The organism is Paenibacillus sp. FSL F4-0243 (assembly GCF_037963295.1).
Classification (GTDB): Bacteria; Bacillota; Bacilli; order Paenibacillales; family Paenibacillaceae; genus Paenibacillus_AQ.
On the sequence record NZ_CP150151.1, the window covers coordinates 1,745,210 to 1,760,942 of the forward strand.

Sequence of the window (15,733 nt, forward strand, 5' to 3'; positions counted from 1 at the left end):
AGAGGCGCGGAGAAAACATGTTCAAATTCACTTACTATAGACGTATCCAGGTTTCATTTCTTTTGCTGATTTTTATTCCGCTGATTGCAGTATCGATCATCTCCTTTGTGCTTATTCGGGATACGATGGTAGAAAAGCTGCAGCTCAGCAACGATAACTTTCTGAACGTTATGATTGACGAACTAAACAAGACCATTGATGATGTGACATTTGCATCGCATTTTATTGTAAACGATACCAATTTTCGCGCCAATCTGAAGGTCTTTGCAGATACCGAGCGATTGAACACCTATCAGGATTACGTACATTTTACGCAAATTCAGGATGTGTTTTCGCTCATCAACTCTAAGCCGCTAAATAATAACATTCGCATGTATTTGGTTAACCGGAAACACTTTGTGATCTCCTCTGGGACTGAGAATTTATCCGTGATTAATGACAACATGGACAAGCTGATGGGACGTGTCAATGTTCACGAACCGGAGACCTTGCAATGGCTTGGGATGGCTGACAGCGGTTCCGGTAAAAGCAGTAGCTACTATATTGCCAGAGTAATCTATGATAGCCGGGAGAAACAGCAGGTGTCCGTGCTTCTCATCTCAATTCCCGATGCCTATTTCAACAAATTGCTCGGGCCGGTCGAGTTTGGCAAGCTGGCGTTGTTTGATTCCAGAGGAGGCCTGATCGCCGGGAACTCAGAGCTAGCCCCAGAAGGCAAGGAAGCTAGAGGGAGCGTGCGTACGGCCAGAGCCATCGACAAATCCAATTGGGAGCTGGTCTATGAAGCTTCAGAGAAAGAATGGTCGGGCCAGATTTCGCGAACTTTTTATAGTGGTATTGGTTTAGTGCTTCTCTTGTTTATTGTCTTTTCGGCCACTTCCATGCTGATTGCCAAAAGATTGCATAGTCCGATCATGAAGCTGCAGCGCGTTGTGCGCCAGTTTGGGATGGGGAATCTTGATGTCAGGCTGGAGGTCAAGGGCAAGGATGAAATCGCTGAGCTGGGGCAGACATTGAATACTATGCTGGATCAACTGCAAGGATTGATTCACGACATCGAGCTGGAGCAAGAACAGAAGCGAGTGATGGAACTTGAGGCGCTGTTTATGCAGATTCGTCCCCACTTTTTGATCAACACGTTGAATTCGATCAAATGTAGCCTTATTTTGGCTAAAGATAAGCTGCACAGCGGGATCATTGATTCGCTAATGAGTCTTCTCCGTGCCTATCTGAAGGTCAATGAACCGGCTACCTTACGGGAAGAATGCAGACTGCTTAGCCATTATATCGACATCATGAAGATCCGCAACGAAATCCCTCTTGAACTGGAGGTCGATCTGGAAGCGGATACAGAGAAGCTCATCGTTCCTAAACTTATTCTGCAGCCTCTCGTAGAGAATGCCATCGTTCACGGTCTAGTTGACCACCCGGCACCGCGTATTGTCGTCCGTGCCCGAACGATCCCTGATGGGATTATGATTGAAGTCGAAGACAATGGCTGTGGTGCAGGGGCAGAAATTCTGGCAGGACTGAACCGCAGATTGCTCTACAAGGACGATGAACAGGATGGAACTTATCAAAGGGTCGGTTTAATTAACGTGGTTCAAAGGCTGAGGCTGACCTATGGTCAGGATACCCGCTTGTCGCTGCATAATTTGCCGCAAGGTGGGGTGTCCGTTTCTCTGTATTTGCCGCAAGGCAATCATCAGGTTAATCTGTCGGAGAGAGAGGGATATTGATGTATAAAGTGATGCTCATAGATGATGATGTTCCTATGCTCAAGGTGCTTCAGCAGATGATTGACTGGGAAGCACATAGCTTGCAGATTGTCGGCAGCACCTATTCCAGTGCCAAGGCGTTATTAATGTTTGAGGAAGTACAGCCCGATATCGTGATCACAGATATTGGCTTGCCGCAAAAGAACGGGATTGAGCTGGCCGATTACTTTACCCGGATGAAGCCGGAGGTCAGAATTATTTTCCTGACCTGTCATGAGGATTTCCATTATGCTCAGCAAGCGGTAAAGCTGAAGGTGGATGACTATTTAATTAAGGACCAGCTTACGGACGAGCAACTGGAGAAAAGCCTTGCCAAGTCTGTACGCTTGCTTAAATCGAAGATCGGGCTAATCAAGCATGGGGAAACGGGATACAATAGCCAGTTATTCCGGCAGAATCTGCTGCAAAGGGTGATTGGCGGCGCTCCGCCCGAAACCACGCTAGCCTATGCGACGCAAATCGGCATATCCTGGACGTATCCGTGGTTCATGCTGGGCACGGTCAGCATTCACTTTTCCAGTTTCGAGAAGAGGTACAAGCAGAGCGAGTATCCACTTATTTTATATGCCATCTACAATATAGCCCTAGAGCTGTCCGAAGCGTGTGAGGGGATTACGCCTTTTTTGGAGCAGAAGAATATTGTGATTCTGTATAATTACCGTGTGAATCTGGCGCAGAATGCCAGTCTTTATTTTCATGATTATTTACAGCGATTGTGTTCCGAGTGCTCCCATCTCCTTAAGATTCAACCGGGCATCATCGCAGTCACTGAGAAAATAGAGCTGCAGGCGATTGGACAGATTCATCGGCAAATTGTCCAGGACAAGTGCGAGTTCTATGCGAGTGCGGAATACACAGTTCTGGATACTCTGCAAATCGCTACCCCTCGCTTCCAGCCTGCTCCTCAAGGATTTCTGGATAGTTATATCCCGCAGATGGAACGGGCCGTGATTAAAAATGATCTTGAAGCCATCCGTGGCACTCTTCAGGAAATCGCTAGGACTGCAAAAGTAATGGCTATCCATCCGGGCGATTTCGTCCGGGATTTATCCTTTATGCTCCGAGGTATCGAGCTGATGTTCACTAGCCTAACATTCGATGAGGATCTGTTCGTCTATCTCATGCAAACCCGCACACTGGAGGATACGATGGAACTGGTGGAAAGAAAGCTTGTGCAGATTACAGGCAACAAACAGCAGGTGGCAGGAACTCCCCCGCAGGAGCCCAAGCTGCAGCTTATCCAGCAATTTATCGATCAGCATCTTGGCGATAATATCACTTCAATCGATATGGCACGTTATCTCTTTCTGGACCCGAGCTATTTCTCGCGTTATTTCAAACGCATGACTGGTCTGACCTTTACGGACTATGTACATCAGCACAAGATGAAGGTTGCGACCAAAATGCTGAAAATCTCCAGCCAAAACCTGGAATCGCTGGCCGTTGGTCTGGGATATTCGGACAGAACCTATTTTTCAAAAGTGTTTAAAAAATATGTGGGAACAACGCCGAGCGAATATAAATCCAAACACTCGGTACGCTGAGAAGTGCAAATCTCAACCTACCGAATAGACCCGCCGCCCATTTAGGGCGGTTTTTTTGATGTCGAAAGACAAAGGTCAAAATCTTGCACATCTCGGGTCATAATCACTCCTTCATGCGGGAGGCGGATATATTACTATAATGACAAATCAAATTGTCGAGGTGATACAACGTGGAGGCTGCAAAACAACCTGTGCCAAAAATTCTGCAGGAGAAGCGGAAGTTCTGGACTCCGCAGCGGAAAGAGGCTTTGACCGGGTGGCTGTTTCTAGCTCCGGAAATTGTCGGAATGCTTTTTCTTAATGTATTTGCACTTGGATTCTCACTTTATTTAAGCTTCTCGAAATGGGATCTATTGTCGGGGGTTCAAGGGATCGAGTTTATCGGATTGGATAACTATATCAAAATGTTCCATGATCCGAGCATCATTCAAGCTTTGAAGAACAATGCTATTTATATGATTATGACCGTGCCGATACCGATTGCGATTGCTTTGGTGCTGGCGGCATTGATTCAAAATAGTGTATTTCTTAAAAATTATTTCAAAGTTGCCTTCTTTATCCCTTATATTTCTTCGATTATTGCAATTGCCGCTGTATGGAGCGCATTGTTCCATCCATCCCTTGGACCGATCAATCAGTTCTTGATGGAGCTTGGAATTTCCAGCCCTCCAAAATGGCTGGTCGATCCAAAGACCTCGCTGTTATCGATTGCCATTATCAGTTCTTGGGCGAGTCTGGGTTACACCATTATTATCTATATGGCCGGCTTGACGAATATTTCCGATGAAATCTACGAAGCCGCCGAAATAGATGGAGCTAGCGCACTGAAGAAATTCTTTGCCATCACGGTTCCGATGCTGCGTCCAACCACGTTCTTCTTGCTTATAACCATGCTGATTGGCTCGTTTAAGGTGTTCGACATCATCGCGTTTTTGACCGAAGGTGGCCCGAACAATTCTTCTACCGTGCTTGTGTTCAGGATCTATGAGGAAGGGTTCAAATACTACAACATGGGCTATGCCTCTGCAATTTCCTGGCTGCTATTCGCCGTCATAGGCTTGATCACCGCAGCTACTTGGAAAATGAGAAATGAAGAATAAAGGGGGGAGATTAACATGCAACTGATTAGAAAAAATATGTCCAGAGTGATCACTACCTGCATCATGGGGGCTTTGTCCATTGTATTTCTTATTCCTCTGATCTGGATGATTTCCGCAGCCTTTAAATATGAGAAAGATGTTATGCGCTTTCCGATCCAATGGATTCCCGAGAAGATCAATGTAGCGTATAATTTCAAGATGGTTTGGATGGGACGAGTACCTTTTTCTCATTTCTATTTAAATTCCTTTAAAGTTGCGATTATTACAACCTTAATTACACTTATCATTTCATCTATGTCGGCGTACGCCTTGACCAAAATCAAGTTTAAAGGACGAAATATGGTGTTTCTGGCGCTGCTGTCGTTCATGATTATACCTGACCAGGCCACACTGATTCCGCGCTTTCTGCTGATTCGCTGGTTCGGTCTTTATGATACTCATGCTGCAATCATATTAATGAGTATGTTCTCCATCTACTTCACGTTCCTGCTGCGGCAATTTATGATTGGTGTCAGCGACGAATATATTGAAGCGGCGCGAATTGACGGTGCAGGCCATTTACGGATATTCTGGTCTATCATTATTCCGCTCTGCAAGCCGGTGCTCGCTACGGTGGCGATCATCAAATTTATCTGGACCTGGAATGATTACCAGAATCCGCTGATCTTCTTACTAAATAAGAATTTGTACACTATCCCACTCGGTATGACCCTGTTCCGGGACGATTATTCGAACAACTATGCGATTATGATGACGGCAGCTGTTTCGGCGATCATCCCGCTCGTCATCGTGTTCATTGCCCTGCAAAAGCAAGTCATTAACGGAATCTCCCTTGGCGGCGTAAAGGGCTGACCTGCGGGTGTACACGATAGATAGTAAAAGTCAAAAATGTGATCCTACAACAGCAAAATTGTGCACTTGGCCAGTAAAGCGGATGCCTATAATAAGAAATGAACAAGGAACTATACTTAAAATTCAGTGCGGGGGGAAGTAAAATGAAAACAAAGAGCAAAAAAAAATTATCCGTTGTACTGGGCTCCATGCTGGCGGTTTCCTTAACGCTAAGCGCCTGTGGAAATTCCGGAAACTCGGAAAAGAACGGGAATGCTGAAGCTGGCACGAATGCCGGGAACACCAAGGTGGACAAGCAAGTCGCCATCAAGTATTACAACTGGGATAATGAAGCCCAGTCGGCTGGTACCGATGCTATGCTGCAGGAATTTATGGATCAGAACCCAGGCATCAAGGTAGAGCATGTGACACTCGTTCCCGGTGATTCTGTGGAGATGCTGAAGAAACTCGACTTCCTGATATCTTCCGGCGAAGCGATTGATGTTGTTCAGGTGCCAAGCTTGGGAGGCGTGCTTGAACGGGCGACTCGGGGAGCACTTGCCCCGCTGAATGAATTCTATGAGAAAGATAACCTCGTTCCTGAGGATGAATATTATGTGAATGCTAAGGTCGACAACAACTATTATGGGTTGCAATATACGAAGAGCAGCAACTACGTGATGCTGAACAAAGATGCACTGGATGAAGCGGGTCTGCCTGTACCTACTTTTGGCTGGACATGGGATGACTACCGCGACTATGCCAAAAAACTGACCAAAGGCGAAGGCGTGGACAAACGTTACGGCACATATTTCCACACCTGGGAATTGTACATGAACGCTCCAGCTCAAACGATGATGAAAGACCCGTTCGTATATGATGACGGGACGACGATCTTCGCGGATCCGACATATAAGTATTTCTTCCAGCTGCGTAAAGATATGGAGTCTGCTGATAAATCTGCGAAATCTTATGCAGACGCTCTTGCCGCTAAGCTTAACTATCGTACCGAATTCTTCAATGAAGAAGCTGCTATGATCTTGGCTGGCAACTGGACGATTGCTGATCCAGGTAACACCGAGCAGTATCCGCATGAATTCAAGACAGCCTTTGCTCCGGTACCAGTGCCTCCTGCAGGATCGGAACCGAAAGACTATGAAGGCAAATACTTCACCAGCGGCAACATGCTGGCGATGGGCGCAACTTCAAAGAACAAAGAGGCTTCCTTCAAATTGATGAGATTTATGTCTACGGCTGTTAGTGATAACAGACTGGAATTCTCCGGATATAAAAAAGCTGACAATGAGACCTTGCTGACTAAATTGGTCGCTGGCAAAGAAGATATGTATGATATGGATTCACTCAAATACACACTTTTCGATAACGAAATTCAATTCCTTGACGGTGCGCAGGTGATGACGACGGCAACGTCCGAATTGACCAAAATTATCGATGACGGCTTCAGCAGATTCATGCTTGGAAATGAATCGATTGATAAGGTGCAGCAATGGATGGTTGGTGAAGCAACGAAAATTATCAACGAAAAAGGTGTCATCAAGTAAATAGGCAATAAGCGAGGTATCCCAAGTTGGGGACGGGGCTTTGGAAGGTCATCAACCGGCTTTCCAAAGCCCTTATTTATACATTGGGCTTACACAAATATACGGGAGAGTATAAAAATGATGGAAAGCATTTCTTCAAAGAACAAGTCCGAAGAGCAAGTAGCTTTGCCTTCTAAGGAACAGATGGAGTGGCAGGATCTGGAGCTGGGGATGTTCTGCCATTTTGGAATGAACACATTTTGCGATCAGGAGTGGGGAGAAGGTAGCGATTCACCTACGGTCTTTAACCCGCTTCATCTGGATGCTCGCCAATGGGTTAGTGCAGCTAAAGAAGCTGGATTCCGTTATTTTATACTGACCGCTAAGCATCATGATGGTTTCTGCCTGTGGCCGACTGCAACGAGTACTTATTCTGTTGCCTCCAGCCCATGGAAAGAAGGGCGAGGCGATGTTGTCAAGGAGTGCGAGGAGGCTTGCCGTGAATTTGGACTAGGCTTCGGCATTTATTTGTCTCCATGGGACAGACATGAGCCATGTTATGCGGATCCGCAAGCATATGATGATTTCTATTGCTTGCAATTGCAGGAGCTCCTTACGGGCTACGGCCCACTTACGGAGATTTGGTTCGACGGCGCAGGATCTGAAGGCCGTAATTACGATTGGCGGCGGATTATGGATCTGATTAAGCTCCATCAGCCAAGCGCCATGGTGTTTAATATGGGGGCACCAACGATTCGCTGGGTTGGCAATGAGGATGGCGTTGCTCCTTATCCATGCTGGAACACTGCGGATTCCGCGCGGGGTAGCATGTTCAGTGAAGCTTCATTGAACTGGCTTCCCGGAACACGGAGCTGGGTGCCTGCGGAATGTGATGTGCCCATCCGTAAAGACCGCTGGTTCTGGCATCCTCAGGAAGAGCATCTGCTGCTGTCTCTGGAGCAGCTATTGGATATTTATTATCGTTCGGTCGGACATGGGGCGACTTTGCTGCTCAATGTGGCCCCTGACAACCGCGGGCTGCTTCCGGAGGACGATGTGCAGCGACTGTTGGAATTTGGCAAGGAGATCGAGCGCAGATTCGGCAAGGCTCTGGCGGTAACAGCAGGAACCGGAGATCTTATTGAGCTGGAATTGCCTGTAGCTACCGTGATTGATCACGCTGAGATTATGGAAGACATCGCTTATGGCGAGAGAGTGAGCGAATATGTGCTGGAAGCATTCAGTGACGGAGCGTGGCTGAAGTTGAAACGTGGCAGCGCGATTGGCCATAAGAAAATCGACGCCTTCCCTCCAATTTGCACAGAAAAAATACGACTGCGGGTGCTCTTAACTACTGCAAGCCCCAAGATCAGACGGCTTGCCGTCTTTCACAGCGGGGAATCGTTAGAATAGATGTTAAAAAAGGAGTTTGAAGAGTATGAGCCTACTCACTTGGAACGACGGACAATATTTGCTGGACGGACAGCCTTACCGAATCGTATCGGGAGCTATTCATTATTTTCGGGTTGTGCCTGAATACTGGAAAGACCGGCTACTGAAATTGAAAGCCTGCGGATTCAATGCCGTGGAGACCTACATCGCCTGGAATATGCATGAACCCAAGGAAGGGGAGTTCGTATTTGATGGCATGGCCGATGTGGTCTCTTTTATTGAACTGGCCGGAGAGCTTGGGCTTCATGTTATTGTCAGACCGAGTCCATTCATTTGTGCCGAATGGGAATTCGGTGGTCTGCCGGCCTGGCTGCTGGCTTACAGTGAACTTCAGCTTCGCTGCTGTGATCCTCTTTATTTAAGCAAGGTGGACCGGTATTACGATGAGCTGATTCCTCGGCTGGTTCCGCTACTGTCCACACATGGCGGGCCGATTCTGGCCGTCCAGGTAGAGAACGAATATGGCAGCTATGGCAATGACAGTAGTTACCTGAGATATATGCGTAATGGACTCCTCAGCAGAGGGGTCGATGTATTGCTCTTTACCTCCGACGGACCAACCGATGAAATGTTGCTCGGCGGAACACTGGAAGATGTGCATGCTACAGTTAATTTTGGCTCCTGTGCAGAGGAATCCTTCCGCAAATACCGGGAGTACCGATCTGAAGAGCCGCTGATGGTGATGGAATATTGGAACGGCTGGTTCGATCATTGGATGGAGGATCATCATGTGCGCGATGCCGAAGATGTAGCTGGCGTTCTGGATGATATCCTGACGCACGGCTCCTCACTCAATATGTACATGTTCCACGGCGGGACCAATTTTGGCTTCTATAATGGGGCGAATCATATCGTCGCCTACGAGCCGACGACTACAAGCTATGATTATGATGCCCCGCTCACGGAATGGGGAGATACGACGACGAAGTTTGAAGCTGTTCGGTCGGTACTGGGCAAACACGGATTTGCACCGACTTGTCCGCTCCCTGAGCCGATTCCGAAGATCTCCTACGGGAAAGTTGCCTTGATGGAAAGAGCGGAACTATTCACAGCCTCCAATCTGGAGAAGTTATCCGAGCCGGTGAACAGTGTGTGTGTGCAGCCGATGGAAAAGCTCGGACAATCCTATGGTTTTATATTGTACAGCACTTATGTGCAGGGACCACGGTCCAGGCAGAAGCTTTACATCGAGGGTGTACGTGATCGGGCTCAGGTTTTCCTGGATGGACAGGTACTTGGGGTCATTGAACGCTGGAATCCGCAGCCACTTGAACTTTCCATTCCTGCCGGAGGAGCGCAGCTGGATATTCTCGTCGAGAATATGGGTCGGATTAATTATGGGCCGCTCATTCGTGATCCGAAAGGAATTCTGGACGGTGTTCGAATCGATAACCAGCTGCAATATAACTGGACGATCCGTACACTTCCGTTAGAACCGGGAACGCTGGCTTCACTTGAGTACAAGGAGCAGACGGTGGAGAAGCAAGAAGCTGCGGCACCTTCAGGTTTGCCCGGATTCTATCGGGGCTGCTTTGAGGCGGAGGAAATTGGCGATACTTTTCTACGGTTCGATGGATGGAATAAAGGGGTTGCCTGGATCAACGGATTTAATCTGGGCCGCTACTGGAACGCAGGACCGCAAAGGGCCCTATACATCCCCGGTCCATTGCTGCGCAAAGGTCGTAATGAACTGGTTCTTTTGGAACTGCACGGCTGTGCGGAGACTTGCGAAATTGAGCTTGTGAATTGCCCTGATCTGGGAAGAACTTCGGCCGTCGACGATGCCGTGCTGAATTTTGTGCAGGAAGATAACTTGTAGACATTATTAGCGTTGCCGTCATAGAAATCATTCCCCTATCCTCTCAGTTATTAGACACAAGAAACCTGCGTTTTCTTTCATTATTTTACAAAAAAATGAAGACGAGCAGTCAATATAAGGATACCTGAAAGGCACTCCTTCGGGCGTGCCTTTATTTTTCGATGCCACATGGTTTTGTAGTATGATGAGCACAAGGGAGTTCCATGGTTGTTCATAGGCTGAGAAGAAAGTGGGTGTCGCTATGTGGTTTTGTATGATCGCGATGGTCGTGATCTTGATCGATCAGGTCTCGAAAATTTGGATTCGGATGAACCTGGATATCGGAGATAGCTTGTTCTTCGGACGATGGGAGATTACACATTATGAGAATAGCGGGATGGCTTTCAGTTTATTCCAAGGTTATGCGTGGTTATTCGGGGTGATCGCCATCTTGTTCGTCATCGGTGTGTTCTATTATCGCAGCATGGGTGCCTGGAAAGGCCGATTGGCGGATATGATCGCTGGTTTCTTGGTCGGCGGTGCGGTTGGCAACGGGATTGATCGACTGGTGTTCGGGCAGGTCACGGATTTTATCATGTCTCGATCGGGGAGAGGCATTCTCAATTTAGCGGATTATGCGATCAACATCGGGATGATCATGCTCGTCTTAAATATGGCAGTGAGATTCGTGAAGAAGCGGTTCTGGCACGCGCATTGAGGAATTATTCTCTTATCTTTATAGATTCCTTAGAAGTTCCTGTTACGATGTCTCTGCATGGTAAGAGAACGACGTAATAACAGATTTCGAAGGAGGAGAACATTCAACATGCAAGCAACGAAACGATTAACAGGTATCATTTCCCTGGGCCTAGCATTTTCACTATTACTATCGCCAGTGAGCGCCTCGGCGACCGCGCAGGAAATTACGGGGTCGAAGGAGAATATTCAAGAGATTAAATCTTTGACGTCATCGGACTATAAAGATTTAGCGTTTCTGAAGCCGATCTTGAAAGATAAGACGGTCATTAGCCTTGGCGAGAACTTTCACCGTGTCGCAGAATACAGCAGCATGAAGACAAGGTTGATCAAATATTTACACGAAGAGCTGGATTTTGACGTGATTGCATTTGAGTCGGGCCTTGGGGATTCATTCATGACGTACGATAATGCAGGAACATGGACATCGCAACAAATGATGGAACGTTCAATTTTTCCCATCTGGCATTCCAAGGAGACTCTGAATTTATTCGATTACATCAAGAAGAAGCAAGGGACGAACGATCCCTTATATCTAGCAGGTTATGACATGCAGTTCACATCAGGGTACTTAACGCAATTTATAGCCGGTTGGATTGCCAAGGTAGACAAGGATCAGGGCGAGAATTATTTCAACTTCGAAATGCAAGCGATGACGGATTTCTATAAGGTGCTCAACCAATATGGCATGGACGATAGTCATCCGGAGGCGAAAGCAGAAATCAAGAAGGTGAAGAATGCGTACGAACCGAAATACAAGGCGTTGATCCAATTCATCCAAGAGAACAAAGAACAACTTGCAGCCGCCTACCCTACGAACCCGCGAATGGTGGATATCGCTGTCAAGACGTTGGAGGATCGGGTCAAATTCATCGAGATGGGGATGTACGATACGAAGGAAAGCTATGAATTCCGTGATCGAATCATGGCTGACAACGTGGAGTGGTTAATGAAGGTGATGTATCCCGGCAAGAAAGTGATTTTATGGGCGCATAACGATCATCTGGCGAAGAATACGTCCAAAATCGAAACGAAAGAACAAGGGAAATGGATTAACAGCTTTACAAGTATGGGAGAATTGCTACATAAGAAGCTAAAGGATAAGGTCTACGTGTTGGGTCTGTACATGAACAGCGGTAAGGCGAGCACGATTACGACACAGAAGATCTTCGATATTCAGCCGATGCCGAAGGGGAGTCTGGAACAACTGATGATGCAGAGCGGTTATAAGATTGCGTTTGCGGATCTATCCAAGCACAAGTCTCCGAACAAAAATAATGCTTGGATGTTCAAACCGATCTATGCAGCCGAGGATGGCATGACGTCCGAGATCATTATGCCGATGTCGATGCGATTCATTCCAAAAGAGCAATATGACGGGATCATCGTCTTCGATAAAGTCAAAGAACCGACAACGAAGCTCTAACTCGGTTATACCTGAAAATTTAATTGTTCCCCTGTCGTGAACACCGTGTGTGCCGCTGCAGGGGATTTTTGGCGCACAAGAAGGTACAATGAGGGGATAAAGCTGCTAGATTGATAGATGCGAAAGGAAATTCAAGAGATGAGAGAAAAGATATTAATCGCCGATGATGAGCGAGAAATCGTCGGTTTTATGCGCGATGCGCTTCAGGATGATGGGTATGAGGTATCAGTGGCTTATGACGGCAAGGAAGTGTTCGATCGACTGGGAGAGACGCCCGACTTAATCATCCTGGATATTATGATGCCGCATCTCGATGGGCTCGAAGTATGCCAAGCGATACGTGACCGGGTCTCGTGTCCGATTCTGTTCTTAAGCGCGCGCTCCAATGAAGCGGATCGGATCCAAGGACTCGCCGTCGGTGGCGATGACTATATCGTGAAGCCTTTTAGCATGCAAGAATTGAAGGCGAGAATAAGAGCGCATCTTCGTCGGGAGCAGCGGAGCCATCTTGATCATCAACCGAAGCTGCTGCACCATGGCGATCTCACGATGGATCTGGACAGCCATCAGGTATTCTACCAGAACCTTCCGATTCCGCTGACCAGCCGGGAGTTCGAATTGTTCCGGCTTCTCTTCATGCATCCGAATCAAGTATTCTCGCGGGAACAAATCTATGAGAAGATCTGGGGATTCGATGCGGAGGGAGAAGCAGCCACAATTACCGAACATATCAAAAATATCCGGGCGAAGCTGGCGTGCGCAGCACCGGAGAAGACCTTTGTTACAACGGTATGGGGGGTAGGGTACAGATTCGAAAGGAAGTAAAGGCAAGTCGAAAACCGCTGCGCAGACAGTTTATGGGCGCATTTACACTCGTTCTTTTCTATAGCTTCATCGGCTCGATGCTGGTTTGGGGCGGTACGCTTTATGCTTTGATTAATCAAACGGACAAGAGCATTCTACCAGCCAACTATTATGAGCAGCAAATTCCCCAGATTCTAGGTTATGTAGATCAGCAAAAAGACGCCTTATTATCTCCTTCAAAGCAGAATGCGTTGGAACATGTTATTCTGACGAAAGGCATGCAGTATCAAATCGTGAATCTGAAGGGGCAAATCGTCTACGGCTGGAAGGGGCAGACTTTCGTCAACAGCCCGGAGGATGTGCTAAGCAAGCTGAACCGTAGCGAGAAACAGGGCGGGAAATATATCAATTACCACCCGATCCTTGATTCGCAGAAAAAATTAAAGGGGATGCTGGTGCTACGATACAGTTTAAGTGTATCCTCCAACAACCCTGGAAACGGGCTGCTCGTTATGCTTATTTTGTGCAGTTTGATCGCACCGTTCTTCTTCATCGTCTTGTTCTCTTTTATTTTCGCGAGAAAATTGGGTAAACGGCTCGAACCGTCGATCGCACGGATCATCGGGGGAGCTAGACGAATCCAGCAAAATGACCTGAATTTCTCCGTCGCAGGAGCAGGTGGGTCGAAGGAGCTGATCGAGCTCTCCGATGCCTTCGAAGAGATGCGGATCGCGCTGGAGCAATCCTTGAAGTGGGAGTGGAAGCTGGAGCAGGAGAGACGCGACATGATCTCTGCGATTGCCCATGATTTGCGGACGCCGCTGACGATCATTCAAGGTCATGTAGACAATTTAATCGAGAGCGGTGCACGCCGTCCCGAACGGCTGGAGAAGTACTTGTTAACCATTCAGAACAGTACGCAGCGTGCGGACAAAATGCTGACGGAATTGCTGTTCATGAATAAAATCGACACGCCTGATTTTGTCCTCCAGTATACGAGAGCGGATTTACTCGCCTTCTGTGAGCGGAAAAAAGATGAATACGCATTGTTATGCCGTGAGAAGTGGATTGCTTTTGACTTCTCTTATGTGAATAGGCGATGCGACCAAGAACAGCAGTTTCTTGTGGATACATCACGGTTGGAGCAAGTATTCGATAACGTGATTACCAATAGCTTGCGATTTACGCCAGTGGAGGGAAGGATCGAGTGGACGGTCATCGTAGAGGAGACGCAGATTACCTTTGACATGACGGATACGGGGAAGGGGTTCAGCGCTCTTGATTTGCGGCGGATGTTCGATAAATTCTACACGGGGGATCCGTCTAGATCTCTAGACAAAGGTCATTCCGGGCTTGGATTGTATACAGCACAGTTGCTCATTACAAAGCACGGAGGGCATATCGAAGCAGGAAACCGTGTCGAAGGCGGCGCACAGGTGATCATAACGGTGCCATGTAAAAAAGCCTGAAGAAACTCATCATACGAGTCTTCAGGGTTTTTGCTGCAATAATTCGATAAATTTATGGAACGCGCTTGTCTTGAAATGATCCCGTCGATAGATGAACTGTACGGTCACATGGCGGTAATGATCGGGATGGTACTGCACCGAGCCTTCCGATTCGGAACCAGACGAAGCTGTATGTTTCTGAAGATGCGTATATCAATGGAGAATCGAAAGCTGCAGTCAATTATAGTTCGGTCAATCTCAAGCCCTTGGACTTATCCCGGGTCGAAGTGACAGGCAATTCGATCCGGGAGGCTCAGCAACTCGAGCTGAAAGCGCAATGATTCTGCACAATCTGCTTGCAATCAAGACTGAAAAATAAGCATTCGTAGCTAGGGCTTTGGGACGGTTCAGTAGAACCATTCCAGAGCCCTTTTGACGTTTATAGAAGTCTCCGGATGACCTCTTAAAATTAAACCGATTGTAATGACGTTTCATTTCACCTTGGTTTGTGAATAATAGGGGATTGAATAGAAAGGAGCATTAGAGATGCAGGCGCATATGGATATTGTTCTTCGTACTGTGGTCGCTATGATCATGCTGCTAGTGATAGCTAAGATATTGGGTAAACAAACGATTTCTAATTTGACGTTTCATGATTTCGTGACAGGCATTATATTAGGATCGCTTGCGGCAAACCTGGCTTTTAATAAAGACCTGAAGTCGTCATATATGATCGTGGCGCTCATTGTTATCACTGCTACGTCTTTTCTACTATCTATCATCGCTATAAAGAGTCGTAGAATGAGAAGCTGGATCTCAGGATCACCTACGGTACTTATTGAAAACGGGAAAATTCTTGAAGGGAATATGAAAAAGGTAAGGTATTCGCTAGACTCCTTGGATCAGGCACTGAGGGAAAAAGAAATTTTTAATCTGGAGGTAGTAGAGTATGCCGTATTAGAAGATAACGGAATGGTATCCGTCTTAAAGAAACAAGAGTATCAATATGTTACTCGAAAAGATTTGAAGCTTCTTTCGGTTCCTCAGAGCTTTCCCGTTGAGTTAATTATGGATGGCGTCCTCATTGAAGAGAATCTTGAGAATAATGGACTGACCAAAGAATGGCTGGAGAGCGAATTAAGACGGAAGGGGAAACGGATCTCCGACGTATTTTACGGGGTAAGAGGAACGCAGCGGCAGCTCGTTTTTGATTATTATGAAGACGGGATAAACAAACCGATTGATAAAGAATAGA

General features: G+C 47.0%; 12 protein-coding genes. All 12 read left to right on the forward strand.

Features of this window, described 5'->3' with window-relative positions:
- Positions 1-17 precede the first annotated feature (17 nt).
- The 12 genes from NSS87_RS07890 to NSS87_RS07945 all read left to right on the forward strand — a co-directional run bounded on the left by NSS87_RS07890 (position 18) and on the right by NSS87_RS07945 (position 15,732).
- Positions 18-1,739, forward strand: coding sequence for a histidine kinase (locus NSS87_RS07890; protein ID WP_339246085.1), 1,722 nt, complete (start codon positions 18-20; stop codon positions 1,737-1,739).
- The gene (locus NSS87_RS07895; RefSeq protein WP_339246087.1) at positions 1,739-3,322 is read left to right on the forward strand and encodes a response regulator; all 1,584 of its coding nucleotides are present in this window, start codon (positions 1,739-1,741) and stop codon (positions 3,320-3,322) included. The genes NSS87_RS07890 and NSS87_RS07895 overlap by 1 nt, the downstream gene beginning before the upstream one ends.
- 170 nt (positions 3,323-3,492) lie before the next feature.
- Entirely contained in the window at positions 3,493-4,422 is a 930-nt protein-coding gene (locus NSS87_RS07900; RefSeq protein ID WP_042125419.1) for a sugar ABC transporter permease, read from the forward strand.
- A 15-nt stretch (positions 4,423-4,437) separates the two neighbouring features.
- Complete coding sequence (locus NSS87_RS07905) at positions 4,438-5,274, forward strand: carbohydrate ABC transporter permease (protein ID WP_042186014.1); 837 nt, start codon at positions 4,438-4,440, stop codon at positions 5,272-5,274.
- Positions 5,275-5,417: 143 nt separating this feature from the next.
- Positions 5,418-6,815 carry an extracellular solute-binding protein gene (locus NSS87_RS07910; protein WP_339246089.1) on the forward strand — a complete coding sequence of 466 codons (1,398 nt, stop codon included), beginning with the start codon at positions 5,418-5,420 and terminating at the stop codon, positions 6,813-6,815.
- Positions 6,816-6,932: 117 nt separating this feature from the next.
- Positions 6,933-8,207: an alpha-L-fucosidase gene (locus NSS87_RS07915; RefSeq protein WP_339246091.1), complete on the forward strand. Its 1,275-nt coding sequence runs from the start codon at positions 6,933-6,935 to the stop codon at positions 8,205-8,207.
- A 25-nt stretch (positions 8,208-8,232) separates the two neighbouring features.
- Positions 8,233-10,065, forward strand: a complete 1,833-nt coding sequence (locus NSS87_RS07920) for a beta-galactosidase family protein (protein WP_339246093.1) — start codon at positions 8,233-8,235, stop codon at positions 10,063-10,065.
- A gap of 253 nt (positions 10,066-10,318) precedes the next feature.
- Positions 10,319-10,762 carry a signal peptidase II gene (gene lspA, locus NSS87_RS07925; RefSeq protein WP_256721618.1) on the forward strand — a complete coding sequence of 148 codons (444 nt, stop codon included), beginning with the start codon at positions 10,319-10,321 and terminating at the stop codon, positions 10,760-10,762.
- A 108-nt stretch (positions 10,763-10,870) separates the two neighbouring features.
- Complete coding sequence (locus NSS87_RS07930) at positions 10,871-12,226, forward strand: erythromycin esterase family protein (RefSeq protein WP_042186023.1); 1,356 nt, start codon at positions 10,871-10,873, stop codon at positions 12,224-12,226.
- A gap of 138 nt (positions 12,227-12,364) precedes the next feature.
- Positions 12,365-13,051, forward strand: a complete 687-nt coding sequence (locus tag NSS87_RS07935; RefSeq protein ID WP_076284294.1) for a response regulator transcription factor — start codon at positions 12,365-12,367, stop codon at positions 13,049-13,051.
- Positions 12,982-14,499, forward strand: a complete 1,518-nt coding sequence (locus NSS87_RS07940; RefSeq protein WP_231573399.1) for a HAMP domain-containing sensor histidine kinase — start codon at positions 12,982-12,984, stop codon at positions 14,497-14,499. Before NSS87_RS07935 ends, NSS87_RS07940 begins: the two co-directional genes overlap by 70 nt.
- Before the next feature lie 525 nt (positions 14,500-15,024).
- Positions 15,025-15,732, forward strand: a complete 708-nt coding sequence (locus NSS87_RS07945; protein ID WP_339246099.1) for a DUF421 domain-containing protein — start codon at positions 15,025-15,027, stop codon at positions 15,730-15,732.
- The last annotated feature ends 1 nt before the right edge of the window (position 15,733 follow it).